Origin of the sequence: Pseudomonas sp. FP1762 (assembly GCF_030687105.1) — a bacterium.
In the GTDB taxonomy this organism is placed as follows: Bacteria; Pseudomonadota; Gammaproteobacteria; order Pseudomonadales; family Pseudomonadaceae; genus Aquipseudomonas; species Aquipseudomonas siliginis.
Window position 1 is genome coordinate 1,673,478 of the sequence record NZ_CP117458.1, and the last position, 16,447, is coordinate 1,689,924.

Annotated in this window: 18 protein-coding genes; all 18 read left to right on the top strand. The window is 61.2% G+C overall.

The features are described 5' to 3' along the window. The first annotated feature begins 99 nt into the window (after nucleotides 1-99). The 18 genes from PSH90_RS07340 to fliQ all read left to right on the top strand — a co-directional run bounded on the left by PSH90_RS07340 (nucleotide 100) and on the right by fliQ (nucleotide 16,447). Complete coding sequence (locus tag PSH90_RS07340) at nucleotides 100-1,311, top strand: PAS domain-containing sensor histidine kinase (RefSeq protein WP_305382443.1); 1,212 nt, start codon at nucleotides 100-102, stop codon at nucleotides 1,309-1,311. Nucleotides 1,312-1,316: 5 nt separating this feature from the next. Then, nucleotides 1,317-2,699, top strand: a complete 1,383-nt coding sequence (locus PSH90_RS07345; RefSeq protein WP_056783797.1) for a sigma-54 dependent transcriptional regulator — start codon at nucleotides 1,317-1,319, stop codon at nucleotides 2,697-2,699. A 125-nt stretch (nucleotides 2,700-2,824) separates the two neighbouring features. Next, nucleotides 2,825-3,154: a flagellar hook-basal body complex protein FliE gene (fliE, locus tag PSH90_RS07350; RefSeq protein WP_016771081.1), complete on the top strand. Its 330-nt coding sequence runs from the start codon at nucleotides 2,825-2,827 to the stop codon at nucleotides 3,152-3,154. 14 nt (nucleotides 3,155-3,168) lie between these two features. After that, nucleotides 3,169-4,956 carry a flagellar basal-body MS-ring/collar protein FliF gene (fliF, locus tag PSH90_RS07355; RefSeq protein ID WP_041479017.1) on the top strand — a complete coding sequence of 596 codons (1,788 nt, stop codon included), beginning with the start codon at nucleotides 3,169-3,171 and terminating at the stop codon, nucleotides 4,954-4,956. Beyond that, nucleotides 4,949-5,968 carry a flagellar motor switch protein FliG gene (gene fliG, locus PSH90_RS07360; protein ID WP_016771079.1) on the top strand — a complete coding sequence of 340 codons (1,020 nt, stop codon included), beginning with the start codon at nucleotides 4,949-4,951 and terminating at the stop codon, nucleotides 5,966-5,968. Before fliF ends, fliG begins: the two co-directional genes overlap by 8 nt. Nucleotides 5,969-5,972: 4 nt before the next feature. Next, nucleotides 5,973-6,779, top strand: coding sequence for a flagellar assembly protein FliH (fliH, locus tag PSH90_RS07365; protein ID WP_041479018.1), 807 nt, complete (start codon nucleotides 5,973-5,975; stop codon nucleotides 6,777-6,779). After that, nucleotides 6,769-8,127 (top strand): flagellar protein export ATPase FliI, encoded by a 1,359-nt coding sequence (gene fliI, locus PSH90_RS07370; protein ID WP_016771077.1) that lies wholly within the window; start codon nucleotides 6,769-6,771, stop codon nucleotides 8,125-8,127. Before fliH ends, fliI begins: the two co-directional genes overlap by 11 nt. Before the next feature lie 6 nt (nucleotides 8,128-8,133). Beyond that, on the top strand, nucleotides 8,134-8,583 hold the full coding sequence (gene fliJ, locus PSH90_RS07375; protein ID WP_016771076.1) for a flagellar export protein FliJ: 450 nt from the start codon (nucleotides 8,134-8,136) through the stop codon (nucleotides 8,581-8,583). A 190-nt stretch (nucleotides 8,584-8,773) separates the two neighbouring features. Continuing rightward, a complete protein-coding gene (locus PSH90_RS07380; RefSeq protein ID WP_016771075.1) occupies nucleotides 8,774-9,079 on the top strand; it encodes an STAS domain-containing protein in 306 nt (101 codons plus the stop codon). Nucleotides 9,080-9,084: 5 nt separating this feature from the next. Further along, the gene (locus tag PSH90_RS07385) at nucleotides 9,085-10,788 is read left to right on the top strand and encodes a fused response regulator/phosphatase (protein WP_305382444.1); all 1,704 of its coding nucleotides are present in this window, start codon (nucleotides 9,085-9,087) and stop codon (nucleotides 10,786-10,788) included. A gap of 30 nt (nucleotides 10,789-10,818) precedes the next feature. After that, on the top strand, nucleotides 10,819-11,166 hold the full coding sequence (locus PSH90_RS07390; RefSeq protein ID WP_305382445.1) for an Hpt domain-containing protein: 348 nt from the start codon (nucleotides 10,819-10,821) through the stop codon (nucleotides 11,164-11,166). Between the two features lie 105 nt (nucleotides 11,167-11,271). Then, nucleotides 11,272-12,636, top strand: coding sequence for a flagellar hook-length control protein FliK (locus tag PSH90_RS07395; RefSeq protein ID WP_305382447.1), 1,365 nt, complete (start codon nucleotides 11,272-11,274; stop codon nucleotides 12,634-12,636). A gap of 338 nt (nucleotides 12,637-12,974) precedes the next feature. Next, nucleotides 12,975-13,478 carry a flagellar basal body-associated protein FliL gene (fliL, locus tag PSH90_RS07400; protein ID WP_016771071.1) on the top strand — a complete coding sequence of 168 codons (504 nt, stop codon included), beginning with the start codon at nucleotides 12,975-12,977 and terminating at the stop codon, nucleotides 13,476-13,478. A gap of 9 nt (nucleotides 13,479-13,487) precedes the next feature. Beyond that, nucleotides 13,488-14,456: a flagellar motor switch protein FliM gene (gene fliM / locus PSH90_RS07405; RefSeq protein WP_003222890.1), complete on the top strand. Its 969-nt coding sequence runs from the start codon at nucleotides 13,488-13,490 to the stop codon at nucleotides 14,454-14,456. 55 nt (nucleotides 14,457-14,511) lie between these two features. Further along, the gene (gene fliN / locus PSH90_RS07410; RefSeq protein ID WP_016771070.1) at nucleotides 14,512-14,970 is read left to right on the top strand and encodes a flagellar motor switch protein FliN; all 459 of its coding nucleotides are present in this window, start codon (nucleotides 14,512-14,514) and stop codon (nucleotides 14,968-14,970) included. Continuing rightward, nucleotides 14,971-15,423, top strand: a complete 453-nt coding sequence (fliO, locus tag PSH90_RS07415; protein WP_305382448.1) for a flagellar biosynthetic protein FliO — start codon at nucleotides 14,971-14,973, stop codon at nucleotides 15,421-15,423. Continuing rightward, nucleotides 15,423-16,181, top strand: a complete 759-nt coding sequence (gene fliP, locus PSH90_RS07420) for a flagellar type III secretion system pore protein FliP (protein ID WP_016771068.1) — start codon at nucleotides 15,423-15,425, stop codon at nucleotides 16,179-16,181. The genes fliO and fliP overlap by 1 nt, the downstream gene beginning before the upstream one ends. Further along, nucleotides 16,178-16,447 (top strand): flagellar biosynthesis protein FliQ, encoded by a 270-nt coding sequence (gene fliQ / locus PSH90_RS07425; protein ID WP_016771067.1) that lies wholly within the window; start codon nucleotides 16,178-16,180, stop codon nucleotides 16,445-16,447. Before fliP ends, fliQ begins: the two co-directional genes overlap by 4 nt.

Consider the following 16,447-nt stretch of genomic DNA (forward strand, 5'->3'; position numbering starts at 1 on the left):
CAAGCGCTTCATTTATAAGCGGTTTTTTTTAGGCACGGGTATTGCTATAGCCCTCGCAACGTTCCGTTTCACTGACGGTCAGCCAAGCGAGAGAGCCCAATGCCCCAAGCCGCCCAGATCTCTTCTGCCTCCAATATCGTGGGGCAACCCTCGTCCGTAGAGCAGGCAAGTCGTCAGGGACTTGAGCAGGCCTTCCAGCTGTTCAACCAGATGTCGAGCCAGCTGACCGACTCCTACAGCCTGCTCGAAGCGCGGGTCACCGAACTCAAGGGTGAGCTGGCCGTGGTCAGCGCCCAGCGCATGCAGGAGCTGGCGGAAAAAGAACGCCTGGCCAATCGCCTGCAAAACCTCCTCGACCTGTTGCCCGGCGGTGTGATCGTCATTGACGGCCACGGTCTTGTGCGCGAAGCCAACCCGGCCGCCATCGATCTGCTCGGCTCGCCACTCGAAGGCGAACTCTGGCGCCATGTGATTGCACGCTGCTTCGCCCCGCGTGAAGACGACGGTCATGAAATCTCCTTGAAAAACGGTCGACGCCTGTCGATTTCCACCCGCTCGCTGGATGCCGAGCCGGGGCAGTTGGTGCTGCTCAACGACTTGACGGAAACACGTCATCTGCAAGACCAGTTGGCGCGCCACGAACGTTTGTCATCGCTGGGGCGCATGGTCGCCTCGCTGGCCCATCAGATTCGCACGCCGCTGTCCGCCGCTTTGCTCTACGCCAGTCATTTGACTGAACAGCAACTGCCAGTGGAAACCCAGCAACGCTTTGCCGGCCGCTTGAAAGAGCGTCTGCACGAACTCGAACATCAAGTGCGCGACATGCTGGTGTTCGCTCGCGGTGAATTGCCGCTGACCGACCGCATTTCGCCCAATGCCTTGATGCAATCGCTGCAGGCAGCGGCGCTGACCCATGTGAAGGATCTGCCGATCCGCTGGCAGTGCGACAGCCATGCCGGTGAGCTGCTGTGCAACCGCGACACACTGGTCGGGGCATTACTGAATCTGATTGAAAACGCCATTCAGGCCAGCGCCGGCGAAGCACGCCTGAAAGTGCATTGCTACACCAGAGGCAACACCCTGCGTCTGTGTGTCAGCGACAGCGGCAGCGGCATTGAGCCGACAGTTTTGGCGCGCCTCGGCGAGCCTTTTTTTACTACCAAAGTCACCGGCACCGGCCTCGGCCTGACCGTGGTCAAAGCGGTGGCGCGTGCGCATCAGGGAGAATTGACCCTGCGCTCGCGAGTCGGGCGCGGCACTTGCGCGCAGGTCAGTCTGCCGCTGTTTTCCGCTGCACAAGGAGTTGAATAAACGTCATGGGCATCAAGGTGTTGCTGGTCGAGGATGACCGTTCGTTGCGCGAGGCGCTGGCCGATACGCTGCTGCTCGCCGGCCACGACTATCACGCCGTCGGCAGCGCCGAAGAAGCGCTGACGGCCGTCGCGCAGCAAGCTTTCAGCCTGGTGGTCAGCGACGTCAACATGCCGGGCATGGACGGTCATCAATTGCTTGCGTTGCTGCGCGCACGCCAGCCGCAATTGCCGGTGCTATTGATGACCGCCCACGGCGCCGTCGAGCGTGCGGTCGATGCGATGCGCCAAGGCGCGGCGGATTATCTGGTCAAGCCGTTTGAGCCCAAGGCATTGCTCGATCTGGTGGCGCGGCATGCGCTGGGCTGCATTGATGCTGGCGAAGCGGAAGGCCCCGTCGCCGTTGAACCGGCCAGTGCGCAGTTGCTTGAGCTGGCGGCACGGGTCGCGCGCAGTGACTCGACTGTGTTGATCTCCGGCGAGTCCGGCACCGGTAAAGAAGTGCTGGCGCGCTACATTCACCAGCAATCGCGACGGGCGAGCCAGCCGTTTATTGCGATCAACTGCGCGGCGATTCCCGACAACATGCTCGAAGCAACACTGTTCGGCCATGAGAAGGGCTCGTTCACCGGCGCCATCGCTTCGCAGGCCGGCAAGTTCGAGCAGGCGGACGGCGGCACCATTCTGCTCGACGAAATTTCCGAAATGCCCCTGGCCCTGCAAGCCAAGTTGCTGCGCGTTCTGCAAGAGCGTGAAGTGGAGCGAGTGGGCGCGCGCAAGCCGATCAGTCTGGATATTCGCGTGGTCGCCACGACCAATCGTGATCTGGCCGGCGAGGTGGCGGCTGGGCGTTTTCGCGAAGACCTGTTTTACCGCTTGTCGGTTTTCCCCTTGGCCTGGCGTCCACTTCGCGAGCGCACTGCCGATATCCTGCCGCTGGCGGAAAAATTGTTGGCCAAACACGTCAATAAAATGAAGCACGCAGCAGCCAAGCTGTCCCCCGAAGCTCAAGCTTGCCTGACCGCGTACCCGTGGCCGGGCAACGTGCGGGAGCTGGACAACGCCATTCAGCGCGCGTTGATTCTGCAGCAGGGCGGTTTGATTCAGCCGCAGGATTTCTGCCTGAGCGGTGCGGTGACATTTGCGCCGTTGCCGATCACGGCACCGGTGATCCGCGAGGTGGAAATCGAGGCGGATTCTTCCGGCGCGCTGGGCGATGACCTGCGCCGCCGGGAGTTTCAGATGATCATCGACACCCTGCGCGCCGAGCGTGGCCGCCGTAAGGAAGCTGCCGAAAAGCTCGGCATCAGCCCGCGCACCCTGCGCTACAAACTGGCGCAAATGCGCGATGCCGGGATGGATGTCGAAGGTTATCTGTTCGCCACCTGATCGATGCTGCAAAACATTCCAGATGCTTTTCTCAGGAGGGTGCCCAGCTGGCACCCTTGTTGCTAATACCTGTGTACCCGCCGAGTGAGTGTCAAAAAATTGCGGGCCGCCCAAGAGAGTAGACCATGAGCCAAGGTATTGAATTTAATCGGTTGATGATGGACATGCAGGCCATGAAAGTGGATGCCATGTCTGCGCGTAAATCGACTGCCGCTGTCCCTGAAATCGCGGGCAGCAGCTTTTCCGACATGCTCGGTCAGGCGATCAATAAAGTCAGCGATACCCAGCAGGCGTCGACTCAACTGGCCAACGCGTTCGAGATCGGCAAGAGCGGTGTCGACCTGACTGACGTCATGATTGCGTCGCAAAAAGCCAGCGTGTCGTTCCAGGCTCTGACCCAGGTGCGCAACAAGCTGGTCCAGGCTTACCAAGACATCATGCAGATGCCGGTTTAAGGGCGAAATAAGTCATGGCAGAAGCAGTCGCTGATAACGTTCCGGCCAAGGCCACCCCGATCGACGGCAAACCGCCGCTGTTCGGCCTGTCCTTTCTGGAAAACCTTTCCCAGATGACCGTGCTGCGTCAGGTCGGCCTGTTGGTCGGTCTGGCGGCGAGCGTGGCGATTGGCTTTGCCGTGGTGCTGTGGTCGCAGCAGCCGGATTACCGTCCACTGTACGGCAGCCTTGCCGGCATGGACGCCAAGCAGGTCATGGAAACCCTGGCCGCCGCTGACATTCCCTACAACGTAGAACCCAATTCCGGCGCCTTGCTGGTCAAGGCCGACGACCTGTCCCGTGCGCGGATGAAACTCGCTGCCGCTGGTGTCACTCCCAGCGACGGCAACATCGGTTTCGAAATCCTCGACAAGGAACAGGGTCTGGGCACCAGCCAGTTCATGGAAGCGACCCGTTATCGTCGCGGCCTCGAAGGCGAACTGGCGCGGACCATTTCCAGTTTGAACAACGTCAAGGGTGCCCGCGTGCATCTGGCCATTCCGAAGAGTTCGGTGTTCGTCCGTGACGAGCGCAAGCCTAGCGCTTCGGTACTGGTCGAGCTGTACAGCGGGCGTTCGCTGGAGCCGGGTCAGGTGGTGGCGATCATCAATCTGGTCGCGACTTCCGTGCCCGAGTTGAGCAAATCGCAGATCACCGTCGTCGATCAGAAGGGCAACCTGCTCTCCGATCAGGCGGAGAACTCGGAAATGACCATGGCCGGCAAGCAGTTCGATTACAGCCGCCGCATGGAAAGCATGCTCACCCAGCGCGTGCACAACATTCTGCAACCGGTACTGGGCAACGATCGTTACAAGGCTGAAGTCTCCGCCGACGTCGATTTCAGTGCCGTCGAATCGACCGCCGAGCAGTTCAACCCGGACCAACCGGCGTTGCGCAGCGAGCAGTCGGTCAACGAACAACGCACCGCCAGCAATGGCCCGCAAGGTGTGCCGGGTGCCCTGAGCAACCAGCCGCCGTCGCCAGCCTCGGCGCCGCAGACCACCGGTGGCACCGCCGCACCGGCCGGGATGATTCAGCCAGGTCAGCCTTTGGTTGATGCCAACGGCCAGCAGATCATGGACCCGGCCACCGGCCAGCCGATGCTCGCGCCGTACCCGGCCGACAAGCGTCAACAATCGACCAAGAACTTCGAACTCGACCGTTCGATCAGCCACACCAAGCAGCAGCAGGGCCGTCTCAATCGCCTGTCGGTGTCGGTGGTGGTCGACGATCAGGTCAAGATCAACCCGGCCAACGGCGAAACCAGCCGTGCGCCGTGGAGCGCCGACGAATTGGCGCGCTTCACCCGTCTGGTGCAGGACGCCGTCGGTTTCGACGCCAGCCGTGGCGACAGCGTCAGCGTGATCAACATGCCGTTCTCCGCCGAGCGCGGCGAAGTGATTGCCGATATTCCGTTCTACTCCCAGCCATGGTTCTGGGACATCGTCAAACAAGTGCTGGGTGTGCTGTTCATCCTCGTACTGGTGTTTGGTGTGCTGCGTCCGGTGCTCAACAACATCACCGGCGGTGGCAAAGGCAAGGAGCTGGCCGGTCTGGGCAGCGACGTGGAACTCGGTGGCATGGGCGGCCTGGACGGCGAACTGGCCAACGACCGCGTGAGCCTCGGTGGTCCGCAGAGCATTCTGTTGCCGAGCCCGAGCGAGGGTTATGACGCACAACTGAATGCAATCAAGAGTCTGGTAGCTGAAGACCCGGGTCGCGTGGCTCAGGTCGTGAAAGAGTGGATTAACGCAGATGAGTGATAACCGAGCCGCCACCGTCAAACTGACCAAGGTCGACAAAGCCGCGATTCTGCTGCTGTCCCTGGGTTCGACCGATGCTGCGCAAGTGTTGCGCCACATGGGGCCCAAAGAGGTTCAGCGCGTCGGCGTGGCCATGGCGCAGATGGGCAACGTCCATCGCGAACAGGTCGAGCAGGTGATGAGCGAGTTCGTCGACATCGTCGGCGATCAGACCAGCCTCGGCGTCGGATCCGACGACTACGTACGCAAGATGCTCACCCAGGCCCTGGGCGAAGACAAGGCCAACGGCCTGATCGACCGCATCCTGCTCGGCGGCAACACCAGTGGCCTCGACAGCCTGAAATGGATGGAGCCGCGCGCAGTCGCTGACGTCATCCGTTACGAACACCCGCAGATCCAGGCAATCGTGGTCGCGTACCTCGACCCGGATCAGGCCGGTGAAGTGCTCGGCAACTTCGACCATAAAGTGCGTCTGGACATCATCCTGCGCGTCTCGTCGTTGAACACCGTGCAACCGGCCGCCTTGAAAGAACTCAACCAGATTCTCGAGAAACAGTTCTCCGGCAACTCGAATGCCTCGCGCACCACCTTGGGTGGCATCAAGCGTGCGGCCGACATCATGAACTTCCTCGACAGCTCGATCGAAGGCCAGCTCATGGACTCGATCCGCGAAGTCGACGAAGACCTGTCCGGTCAGATCGAAGACCTCATGTTCGTGTTCAACAACCTTGCCGACGTCGACGACCGTGGCATTCAGGCGCTGTTGCGCGAAGTCTCTTCCGATGTGCTGGTGCTGGCCCTCAAGGGCTCGGACGAGGGCGTCAAGGAAAAGATCTTCAAGAACATGTCCAAGCGTGCCGCCGAACTGTTGCGCGACGACCTCGAGGCGAAAGGCCCGGTGCGCGTCAGCGACGTCGAAACCGCGCAGAAGGAAATCCTCACCATTGCCCGTCGTATGGCCGAAGCCGGCGAGATCGTGCTCGGTGGCAAGGGCGGCGAGGAAATGATCTAAGCCCATGGATAAGCCTGACGAGTCTGTGACGGATCTGATCCGCGCCCGCGATGTTCGTGGTTTCGAATCCTGGGCGCTGCCCAGCTTCGACCCGCCGAAACCGGAACCCGAGCCGGAACCCGAGCCCGAACCGCCGGAAATGGAAGAAGTGCCGCTGGAAGAAGTCCAGCCACTGACCCTGGAAGAACTCGAAAGCATCCGTCAGGAGGCTTACAACGAGGGCTTCGCCATTGGTGAAAAGGAAGGTTTTCACAGCACCACGCTGAAGGTGCGTCAGGAAGCAGAAACGGCGCTGGCGGCGAAAATCGCCAGCCTCGAGCTGTTGATGGCCAACCTGTTCGAACCGATCGCCGAGCAAGACACCCAGATTGAAAAGTCGCTGGTCGACCTCGTGCAGCACATCACCAAGCAGGTGATCAAGCGCGAACTGGCCATCGATTCAACGCAGATCGAACACGTCATGCGCGATGCCCTCAAGCTGTTGCCGCTGGGCGTGGAAAACGTGCGCCTGTACGTTAATCCGCAGGATTTCGCCCAGGTCAAAGCCCTGCGCGAACGCCACGAAGAAACCTGGCGCATCGTCGAGGACGAGTCGCTGTTGCCGGGCGGTTGCCGGGTTGAAACCGAGCACAGCCGAATCGACGCCAGCGTCGAGTCACGGGTGACCCAGGTCATGGCCAAGCTGTTCGACCAATTGCATGAGCAGGCTCTGCATCCGGCAGCGCCTGACTTGAGTCTGGACATTCCTGAAGACACCCCAGCGGCTGTCGACTCTGACGAGCCGCGCGCGGACGCCAGCGATGCGCCTTGAACGCACCAGTTTCGCCAAGCGCCTGAGCACCTACGCCGAGGCCACCGAGATTGCCGGCGCGCCGATCCTTGAAGGTCGGCTGCTGCGCATGGTTGGCCTGACCCTCGAAGCCGAAGGCCTGCGCGCCGCCATGGGCACCCGCTGCATGGTGATCAATGACGACAGCTACCATCCGTCTCAGGTGGAAGCGGAAGTCATGGGTTTTTCCGGCAGCAAAGTCTTTCTGATGCCGGTCGGCAGCGTCGCCGGCATTGCCCCGGGCGCGCGCGTGGTGCCGCTGGCCGATACCGGTCGTTTGCCGATGGGCATGAGCATGCTCGGCCGTGTTCTTGACGGTGCCGGCCGCGCGCTGGACGGCAAGGGTGGCATGAAGGCCGAAGACTGGGTGCCGATGGACGGCCCGACCATCAACCCGCTCAACCGTGATCCGATCAGCGTACCGCTGGATGTCGGCATCCGTTGCATCAACGGTTTGCTGACGGTCGGCCGTGGCCAGCGTCTGGGTCTGTTCGCCGGTACCGGTGTCGGTAAATCGGTGCTGTTGGGCATGATGACCCGCTTCACCGAAGCCGACATCATCGTCGTCGGCCTGATCGGTGAGCGTGGTCGCGAAGTTAAGGAATTCATCGAGCACATCCTCGGTGAAGAAGGCCTCAAACGCTCGGTAGTGGTTGCCTCGCCAGCGGACGATGCACCGCTGATGCGTATGCGCGCGGCGATGTATTGCACGCGCATCGCCGAGTATTTCCGCGACAAGGGCAAGAACGTTCTGCTGCTGATGGACTCGCTGACCCGTTTCGCCCAGGCCCAGCGGGAAATCGCGCTGGCCATCGGCGAACCGCCAGCAACCAAGGGTTATCCGCCCTCGGTGTTCGCCAAACTGCCGAAACTGGTGGAGCGCGCCGGTAATGCGGAGAAGGGCGGCGGTTCGATCACGGCGTTCTACACCGTATTGTCCGAGGGCGACGACCAGCAGGACCCGATTGCCGACTCGGCGCGTGGCGTGCTCGACGGCCACATCGTCCTGTCGCGGCGCCTCGCCGAGGAAGGCCACTATCCGGCGATCGACATCGAAGCCTCGATCAGCCGGGTAATGCCAGCAGTGGTTTCGCCGGATCACATGCAGCGCGCGCAGTATTTCAAGCAGCTTTGGTCGCGCTATCAGCAGAGCCGTGATTTGATCAGCGTCGGTGCCTATGTGGCCGGTGGCGATCGCGAGACCGATCTGGCGATTTCCCTGCAACCGCAGTTGGTCAGGTATCAGCGCCAGGGCCTCAACGACAAAATCAATCTGGGTGAAAGCCAGGCCTATCTGGAAACCCTGTTCGCCCCTGCGGCGGGCGGGTAACCGGCCATGGCCGTCAGCCGCGCCGCGCGCCTGGCACCGGTGGTGGACATGGCCGAGAAGGCCGAGAAAGCCGCCGTGCAGCGCCTCGCCTACTTTCAGGGCCAGGTCAAAGTTGCCGAAAGCAAACTGGCCGACCTCAATGCCTTTCGTCTGGATTACTCGCAGCAGTGGATCGTGCGCGGCAGCACCGGCGTGACCGGGCAATGGCTGCTGGGTTTTCAGGGCTTTCTGGCGCAACTCGACACCGCCGTCGACCAGCAACGGCAGAGCCTGGTCTGGCACCAGAACAAGCTCGACAAGGCGCGTGAGGAATGGCAGCAGGCGTTTGCCCGCGTCGAGGGTTTGCGCAAACTGGTGCAGCGCTATCGTGATGAAGCGCAACGCCTGGAAGACAAGCGCGAGCAGAAGCTGCTCGATGAACTGTCGCAGCGTCTGCCACGGCGTGATGCCTTCTAAACCTCACCGCCAAACCCTGTGGGAGCGAGCCTGCTCGCGAAAGCGCCGTGTCAGTCAATCCTGTAGTCAACTGACAGAATGCTTTCGCGAGCAGGCTCGCTCCCACACTTGTTCCACTGTTGCGCCTTGCCCCAACCCTATCCAGGTGCTAAACCTTGTACAGGTTCGTCAATGACAAGGAAGCCAGTCAATGTCAGTCGTTACAGAAGTCTCTCCAGACCAGAAAAAGCTCACGATCGCCGTCAAAGGCCGGTTCGATTTTGGTCGCCATCAGGAATTTCGCGAGTCGTATGAACGGCTCCCACACAAACCCGAATCCATCGTGGTCGATCTCAAAGAGGCCACTTACCTCGACAGCTCCGCGCTGGGCATGCTGCTTCTGCTGCGTGATCACGCCGGTGGCGACGAGTCGGATATCCGCGTCGTCAACAGCAGCTCCGATGTGAAGAAAATCCTCGCGATTTCCAACTTCGACAAACTCTTCGACATCAGTTGACGCCCATGCAGGCGCAAGAGTCGCTGACTATCCTTATCGCCGAAGACAGTGCCGCCGACCGGCTGCTGCTGTCGACCATTGTCCGCCGTCAAGGTCATCAGGTGCTGACGGCGGCCAATGGTGCGGAGGCGGTCGAATGCTTCCAGCAGCAACAACCCGATCTGGTATTGATGGACGCGCTGATGCCGGTGATGGACGGCTTCGAAGCGGCGCGGCAGATCAAGGCGCTGGCGGGTGAAGCGTTGGTGCCGATCATCTTCCTCACCTCGCTGACCGAGAGTGAAGCGCTGGCCCGTTGTCTGGAGGCTGGCGGTGACGATTTTCTGGCGAAGCCGTACAACCAGGTGATACTCGCCGCCAAAATCAAGGCGATGGATCGCTTGCGTCGCCTTCAGGCCACGGTCCTGCAGCAGCGCGATCTGATCGCGAAACATCATGACTATCTACTGAACGAACAACGCGTGGCCAAAGCGGTGTTCGACAAGGTCGCGCATTCCGGGTGCCTGAGTGCGCCGAACATTCGGTACCTGCAATCGCCGTATGCGCTGTTCAACGGTGACTTGTTGCTGGCGGCGTACACGCCTGCCGGTGACATGCACGTCATGCTCGGCGATTTCACCGGGCATGGCTTGCCGGCAGCGGTGGGGGCGATGCCGCTGGCCGAAGTGTTTTATGGGATGACCGCCAAGGGCTATGGCCTGGCCGAAACCCTGCGCGAGATGAACGCCAAGCTCAAGCGCATCCTGCCGGTGGACATGTTCTGCTGTGCCACCTTGCTCAGTCTGAGTTTCCAGAGCCGTTCGGTGGAGGTGTGGAATGGTGGCATGCCCGACGGTTACCTGCACCGCATGGCCAGCGGCGAGCGTGTGCCCTTGCCGGCGCGGCATTTGCCCCTTGGGATTCTCAGCGCGCAAGCCTTCGATGACCGTACGGATGTGTATCCGATGGCCGTCGATGATCGAGTGTTTCTGTTATCGGACGGGGTGATCGATACCTGCGATGCCAATGACCAGTTGTTCGGCGTCGAACGCTTGCAGCAGGTGTTTGCGGCGAACCGTGAGCCGGATCGGTTATTCGAGGATATCGAGCAAGCGTTGCGCGATTTTCGCGGACAGGCCCGTGATGACGTAAGCATGGTCGAAGTCAGTCTGCTCGAGTCGGCGCAGGCCCACGGCGCAGCGCCGGTGTATTCCGACAGCGGCCAGTCGTGCCCGCTGGACTGGTCGGCCAGTTTCGAGTTTCGCGGCGCCACGCTCAGGCGCTTCAATCCATTGCCGTTCCTCTTGCAGTTGCTGCTTGAGGTGCATGGCCTGCGCGCGCAAAGCGGGGCGCTGTACAGCGTGCTCGCCGAGTTGTATTCCAATGGGCTGGAGCATGGCGTGCTCGGGCTGGACTCGAGCCTCAAACGCGATGCGGCAGGTTTCGCCCGCTACTATGAAATGCGCGCGGCGCGGTTGGAGGCGCTGCAAGACGGTTTCGTGCGAGTGCATTTGCAGGTCCAGCCGCAAGGCGAGGGTGGGCGGCTGGTCATCCGCGTCGAGGATAGCGGCAAGGGGTTTGATGTGGCGCGGGTCATGGATCGCCCGCTGGATCACGTCCGCTTGTCGGGACGCGGCATCAGCCTGGTCCGGCAACTGGGGCGCAACGCCAGTTGGTCAGACCAGGGTCGTAGTGCCAGCGTGGAGTTTTTCTGGGAGATTGAGGCATAATCCGCCCATTCTTGATCAAGGAGTGAGCAAGTGACAGACCGACATGTAAATCGCGAAGTCCTCGATACTTTGCGCGAGGTGATGGAGGACGGCTATACGGAATTGCTGGAGACTTTTCTGGCAGATTCGCAAAGCCGTCTGCACGAGTTGCAGGACAGCACCAGCGCCAAAGCGCTTTCCGATGTAGCGCATAGCTTCAAGGGCAGCGCCAGCAACATGGGCGCGGTCCGACTGGCCGAGTTGTGCCAGGACCTGGAGTCGAACGCGAAGGACAAAAGCCCGGAAGCGCTCGCTCAGCTAGTCGCCGATATCCATTCTGAATTCGCCGAAGTACGTCCGGTGTACGAAAGCGAAAAGCACCACGCCCACATCCACTGAAGCTGCCGTCCGGCGCTTTTCGCAAGTGTCTGGCCAAACTGGCCCGGCACTTGCAGTCAACTTGCTCAACTGTACCTACGATCCCAGTGCAGCGGAGACCGTGTCATGCCTGCGACCCCCAACATTCTTCTTCAGACCGCCGCTCAGGCCAAGGCGCAAGCCGCCGCTGCCAAATCGTCGGCAATGGCCGCAGACGCCGGGGACAAGGCCTCCAGCTTCGCCAAAGTGTTTGCCGATCAGGCGCGGGTCAAGCCCGCCGTGAGCGCTGACAATTCAGTCAAGCCGGCACGCGATAAGGTCGCGGACAGCAGCGGCAAAAAGGATATCGGCAAAGAGCAGTCTGCCGCGCCCGAGCCAGCAGTTGCCGATAGCGGCAAAGCGTTGCCTGCCGACAAGGCGGCGAGCGACGACGCGACAGCGACTGCCGATGACACCACTGAAACCGTACAAACCCCTGTGGCCGATGCCGCGCCTGTAGACCCGACGCTGGATCCGGCCCTCGCGCAAGTCGTTCAGCCGTTGGTGGCAGCGCCTGTGGTGCAAACGCCAACAGTCGCCACGCCAGCCCAGCCGGAAACCGAGACGCCTGCATTGGCGGTCGTGTCGGGCATGGTCAAAGATCCGGCGGCAACCGACAGCGATTTCGATCCATCGGCCGACCCGCTCGACTCGATGCCGGCCGTGCGCATGGCGATGGAGCAGGGCGGGCATATTTCCGCCGCCAGTCAGGCGCAACCGAAAGCCACGCCTGCTCAAGCTCAGGCTGACGGTGAATTGACCGCCGCGCAGAACTTTGCCGCCGGCATGGCCAGCATGCTCGACGTGCAGGCCGACAAGGACAGCACCAGTCAGGGCGGCGAACAAGCTTTCAGCGGGCTGATCGACGATGGTCTGAAGGATCTGAAATCGGCTACCAGCGACACCCGCGTCGATGACTTCGCCAACCGTCTGGCGGCACTGACCCAGGCCGCTACGCCGAAAACCGCCAATGCGCTGCCGGTGAATCAGCCGATCGCCATGCACCAGAGCGGCTGGACCGAAGAAGTGGTCAACCGCGTCATGTACCTGTCCAGCGTCAATCTGAAGGCCGCCGACATTCAGTTGCAGCCGGCGGAGCTGGGGCGTCTGGATATCCGCGTGAACATGGTTCCCGATCAGCAGACCCAGGTCACCTTTATGAGCGCACACCCAAGCGTGCGTGAAGCGCTCGACAGCCAGATGCACCGCCTGCGTGACATGTTCAACCAGCAGGGCATGGGCCAGGTCGACGTCAACGTCGCCGACCAGAACCGTGGCTGGCAGGGTCAGCAAGGTCAGGAACAGGCGCAGCAGGGGCAGAGTGGCCGGACCAGTGCTGCGGGTGGGCGTCTTGACTCGGTGGATGAGGAATTGGCACCGGCTACTGTCGCTGAAGTGGCGGCGCAGACTACCAGCGTGATTGGCAGCAGCGCGGTCGACTATTACGCCTGAGCAAATCAAGAGCCCCCTCACCCTAGCCCTCTCCCAGAGGGAGAGGGGACCGATTGGGGAATCTTGAAGAACTACGCCGACCTGAACGAGCATCGCTGAATCCGTTCGACATTCGGCGGCCTGTTGATTCCCGCTCTGAACTTTCAATCACCTCGGTTGTGCAGGTCGATGTCCAGCCCCATTACATCTCGGTCGGCCCCCTCTCCCTCCGGGAGAGGGCTGGGGTGAGGGTGCTTTTGACTTTAGCGTCGTTCTCGACCTCCGACACTTCTGGCATAACACTTGCTCTTGCCTTGCCGTGCGACTGTGAAACCCCCGATTAGTGACGGATTATTGGCATGGCGAAGAGCGAAGCTGCAGCAGTAAAAGACCCCGCAACCAAAGGCAAACTCAAGCTGATCATCGTGATCGTGCTGGCGTTGCTGGTGGCCATTGGTGCATCCGTCGGGGCGACCTGGTTCTTCATGCACGGCGCGCAAAGCAAGCCTGCCGAGGCCGCTGAAGCAGCGCCGGTCGGCAAGCAGGCGGCGATTTTCGAGCCGATGGCGCCGGCCTTCGTGGCCAACTACAACCAGAACGGCCGTCAGCGCTACATGCAGGTGAGCATCACCATGCTGGCGCGTAATCAGGCCGATCTGGACGCGCTCAAAGTGCACATGCCGGTTATCCGCAACAACCTGGTAATGCTCTTCTCCGGTCAGGATTTCGCCACACTGGCGACCCCGGTCGGCCAGGAGATGTTGCGCCAGAAGGCCACCGCCAGCGTCCAGGAAGTGGCGCAGAAAGAACTGGGCAAAGTGGTCATCGAACAGTTGCTTTTCACTAATTTCGTACTGCAGTAGGAACACGACATGGCCGTGCAGGATCTGCTGTCCCAGGATGAAATCGATGCGCTGCTGCATGGCGTCGATGATGGTCTGGTACAGACCGATAATGCTGCCGAACCCGGCAGTGTCAAAAGCTACGACTTGACCAGTCAGGATCGCATCGTCCGTGGACGCATGCCGACGCTGGAAATGATCAACGAGCGCTTTGCCCGCTACACCCGCATCAGCATGTTCAACATGCTGCGCCGCTCGGCGGACGTGGCTGTCGGTGGCGTGCAGGTGATGAAGTTCGGCGAATACGTGCACTCGCTGTACGTGCCGACCAGCCTCAACCTGGTCAAGATCAAACCGCTGCGCGGCACCGCGCTGTTCATCCTCGACGCCAAACTGGTGTTCAAGCTGGTGGACAACTTCTTCGGTGGTGACGGCCGTCACGCCAAGATCGAAGGGCGTGAGTTCACCCCGACCGAACTGCGCGTAGTGCGCATGGTGCTCGAGCAGGCTTTCGTCGATCTGAAGGAAGCCTGGCAGGCGATCATGGAAGTCAATTTCGAGTACATCAACTCGGAAGTGAACCCGGCCATGGCCAACATCGTCGGCCCGAGCGAAGCGATTGTGGTCTCCACCTTCCACATCGAACTCGATGGCGGTGGCGGCGATCTGCACGTGACCATGCCGTACTCGATGATCGAGCCGGTGCGCGAGATGCTCGACGCCGGTTTCCAGTCCGACCTCGACGATCAGGACGAGCGCTGGGTCAACGCCCTGCGCCAGGACGTACTCGATGTCGACGTGCCGATCGGTGCCACCGTAGCCCGCCGCCAGTTGAAGCTGCGCGACATCCTGCACATGCAACCGGGGGATGTGATCCCGGTCGAGATGCCGGAAGACATGATCATGCGCGCCAACGGCGTGCCGGCCTTCAAGGTCAAGATGGGCTCGCACAAAGGCAACCTCGCGTTGCAGGTGATCGAGCCGATCGAGCGTCGCTGAGGCGGCGCTTTTCACCCCCGTATTTAACCGAATTGTTGCCCGCCGAGGACACATGATGAACGACGATATGAACGCGCAGGACGACCAGGCACTGGCCGATGAATGGGCTGCGGCCCTAGAAGAAACCGGTGATGCCGGCCAGGCTGACATCGATGCACTGCTGGCCGCCGACGCCGGCACTTCCAGCTCCAACCGTCTGCCGATGGAAGAGTTCGGCAGCGTGCCGAAGAACAACGATCCGGTGACCCTCGACGGTCCGAACCTGGACGTGATCCTCGACATTCCGGTGTCGATCTCGATGGAAGTCGGCAGTACCGACATCAACATCCGCAACCTGCTGCAACTCAACCAGGGTTCGGTGATCGAGCTTGATCGTCTGGCCGGTGAGCCGCTCGACGTGCTGGTCAACGGCACCTTGATCGCCCACGGCGAAGTAGTGGTGGTCAACGAGAAGTTCGGCATCCGCCTGACCGACGTGATCAGCCCAAGCGAACGCATCAAGAAGCTGCGCTGAGTGAAAAGGTTTCTCTGGGTGCTGCTGGCATGGCCGTTGAGCGTGCTGGCTGCCGAGCCGGGCGCAACCACTGCCGCGCCTGCCGCCACCGCGCCAATGGCCAACAGCGGCGTGGCCGGTCAGTTGACGCAACTGGTGTTCGGTTTGCTGCTGGTGCTGGGTTTGATCTTCTTCCTCGCCTGGCTGTTGCGCCGCGTGCAGCAGGCGGGGCCAGCGGGCAAGGGCCAGGTAATCGAGCTGATCGGCTCACGCGCGCTCGGTCCGCGTGACCGCTTGATGCTGGTGCAGGTCGGCAACGAGCAGATTCTGCTCGGCCTCAGCCCCGGCACCATCACCGCGCTGCACGTGCTCAAAGAGCCGGTCGAAGTCCCCACCGCCAGTGAAAAAGCGACGCCGGAATTTGCTCAGCATCTGCTGAAGATTCTTGGCAAGGACCAAAAGGATACGAAGTAATGGGTGCGCTCCGCATCGTCTTGACGCTGGTCCTGTTGCTGGCCGCGCCGCTGGCGTTCGCCGCCGATCCGTTGTCGATCCCGGCGATCACGCTGGGCACCAATGCCGACGGCGCGCAGGAATATTCGGTCAGTCTGCAGATCCTGCTGATCATGACCGCGCTGAGCTTTATTCCAGCGGCGGTCATCCTGATGACCAGCTTCACGCGGATCATCATCGTCTTCTCGATATTGCGTCAGGCCCTCGGCCTGCAACAGACGCCGTCGAACCAGATCCTCACCGGCATGGCGCTGTTCCTGACGCTGTTCATCATGGCGCCGGTGTTCGACCGGGTGAACAACGACGCGCTGCAACCGTATCTGGCGGAAACCCTCACCGCCCAGCAAGCGGTGGAAAAGGCTCAGGTGCCGATCAAGGACTTCATGCTCGCGCAGACCCGCACCAGCGATCTGGAGCTGTTCATGCGCCTGTCCAAGCGCACCGACATTGCCAGCCCGGATCAGGCGCCGTTGACCATTCTGGTGCCGGCGTTCGTGACTTCCGAGCTTAAAACCGCCTTCCAGATCGGCTTCATGATCTTCATTCCGTTCCTGATCATCGACCTCGTCGTGGCGAGCGTGCTGATGGCCATGGGTATGATGATGCTCTCGCCGCTGATCATCTCGCTGCCGTTCAAGATCATGCTGTTCGTGCTGGTCGATGGCTGGGCGCTGATCATCGGTACTCTGGCCAGCAGTTTTGGAGGTGTTTCGCCATGACGCCGGAAGTCGCGGTCGATATCTTTCGTGAAGCCCTGTGGCTGACCACCATGATGGTTGCCATCCTGGTGGTGCCGAGCCTTCTGGTCGGCCTGCTGGTGTCGATGTTCCAGGCCGCCACGCAGATCAACGAACAGACCCTGAGCTTCCTGCCGCGTCTGCTGGTGATGCTGGTGACCCTGATCATCGGCGGTCCGTGGATCGTGCAGACGTTCATGGAATACATCATCCAGCTGTACAAAAACATTCCGATGGTCATCGGCTAA

Excerpts from the sequence above, each read along its gene's own strand:
- PSH90_RS07340 (WP_305382443.1), top strand. The coding sequence starts at position 100 with ATGCCCCAAGCCGCCCAGATCTCTTCTGCCTCCAATATCGTGGGGCAA.
- PSH90_RS07345 (WP_056783797.1), top strand. The coding sequence starts at position 1,317 with ATGGGCATCAAGGTGTTGCTGGTCGAGGATGACCGTTCGTTGCGCGAG.
- fliE (WP_016771081.1), top strand. The coding sequence starts at position 2,825 with ATGAGCCAAGGTATTGAATTTAATCGGTTGATGATGGACATGCAGGCC.
- fliF (WP_041479017.1), top strand. The coding sequence starts at position 3,169 with ATGGCAGAAGCAGTCGCTGATAACGTTCCGGCCAAGGCCACCCCGATC.
- fliG (WP_016771079.1), top strand. The coding sequence starts at position 4,949 with ATGAGTGATAACCGAGCCGCCACCGTCAAACTGACCAAGGTCGACAAA.
- fliH (WP_041479018.1), top strand. The coding sequence starts at position 5,973 with ATGGATAAGCCTGACGAGTCTGTGACGGATCTGATCCGCGCCCGCGAT.
- fliI (WP_016771077.1), top strand. The coding sequence starts at position 6,769 with ATGCGCCTTGAACGCACCAGTTTCGCCAAGCGCCTGAGCACCTACGCC.
- fliJ (WP_016771076.1), top strand. The coding sequence starts at position 8,134 with ATGGCCGTCAGCCGCGCCGCGCGCCTGGCACCGGTGGTGGACATGGCC.
- PSH90_RS07380 (WP_016771075.1), top strand. The coding sequence starts at position 8,774 with ATGTCAGTCGTTACAGAAGTCTCTCCAGACCAGAAAAAGCTCACGATC.
- PSH90_RS07385 (WP_305382444.1), top strand. The coding sequence starts at position 9,085 with ATGCAGGCGCAAGAGTCGCTGACTATCCTTATCGCCGAAGACAGTGCC.
- PSH90_RS07395 (WP_305382447.1), top strand. The coding sequence starts at position 11,272 with ATGCCTGCGACCCCCAACATTCTTCTTCAGACCGCCGCTCAGGCCAAG.
- fliL (WP_016771071.1), top strand. The coding sequence starts at position 12,975 with ATGGCGAAGAGCGAAGCTGCAGCAGTAAAAGACCCCGCAACCAAAGGC.
- fliM (WP_003222890.1), top strand. The coding sequence starts at position 13,488 with ATGGCCGTGCAGGATCTGCTGTCCCAGGATGAAATCGATGCGCTGCTG.
- fliN (WP_016771070.1), top strand. The coding sequence starts at position 14,512 with ATGAACGACGATATGAACGCGCAGGACGACCAGGCACTGGCCGATGAA.
- fliP (WP_016771068.1), top strand. The coding sequence starts at position 15,423 with ATGGGTGCGCTCCGCATCGTCTTGACGCTGGTCCTGTTGCTGGCCGCG.
- fliQ (WP_016771067.1), top strand. The coding sequence starts at position 16,178 with ATGACGCCGGAAGTCGCGGTCGATATCTTTCGTGAAGCCCTGTGGCTG.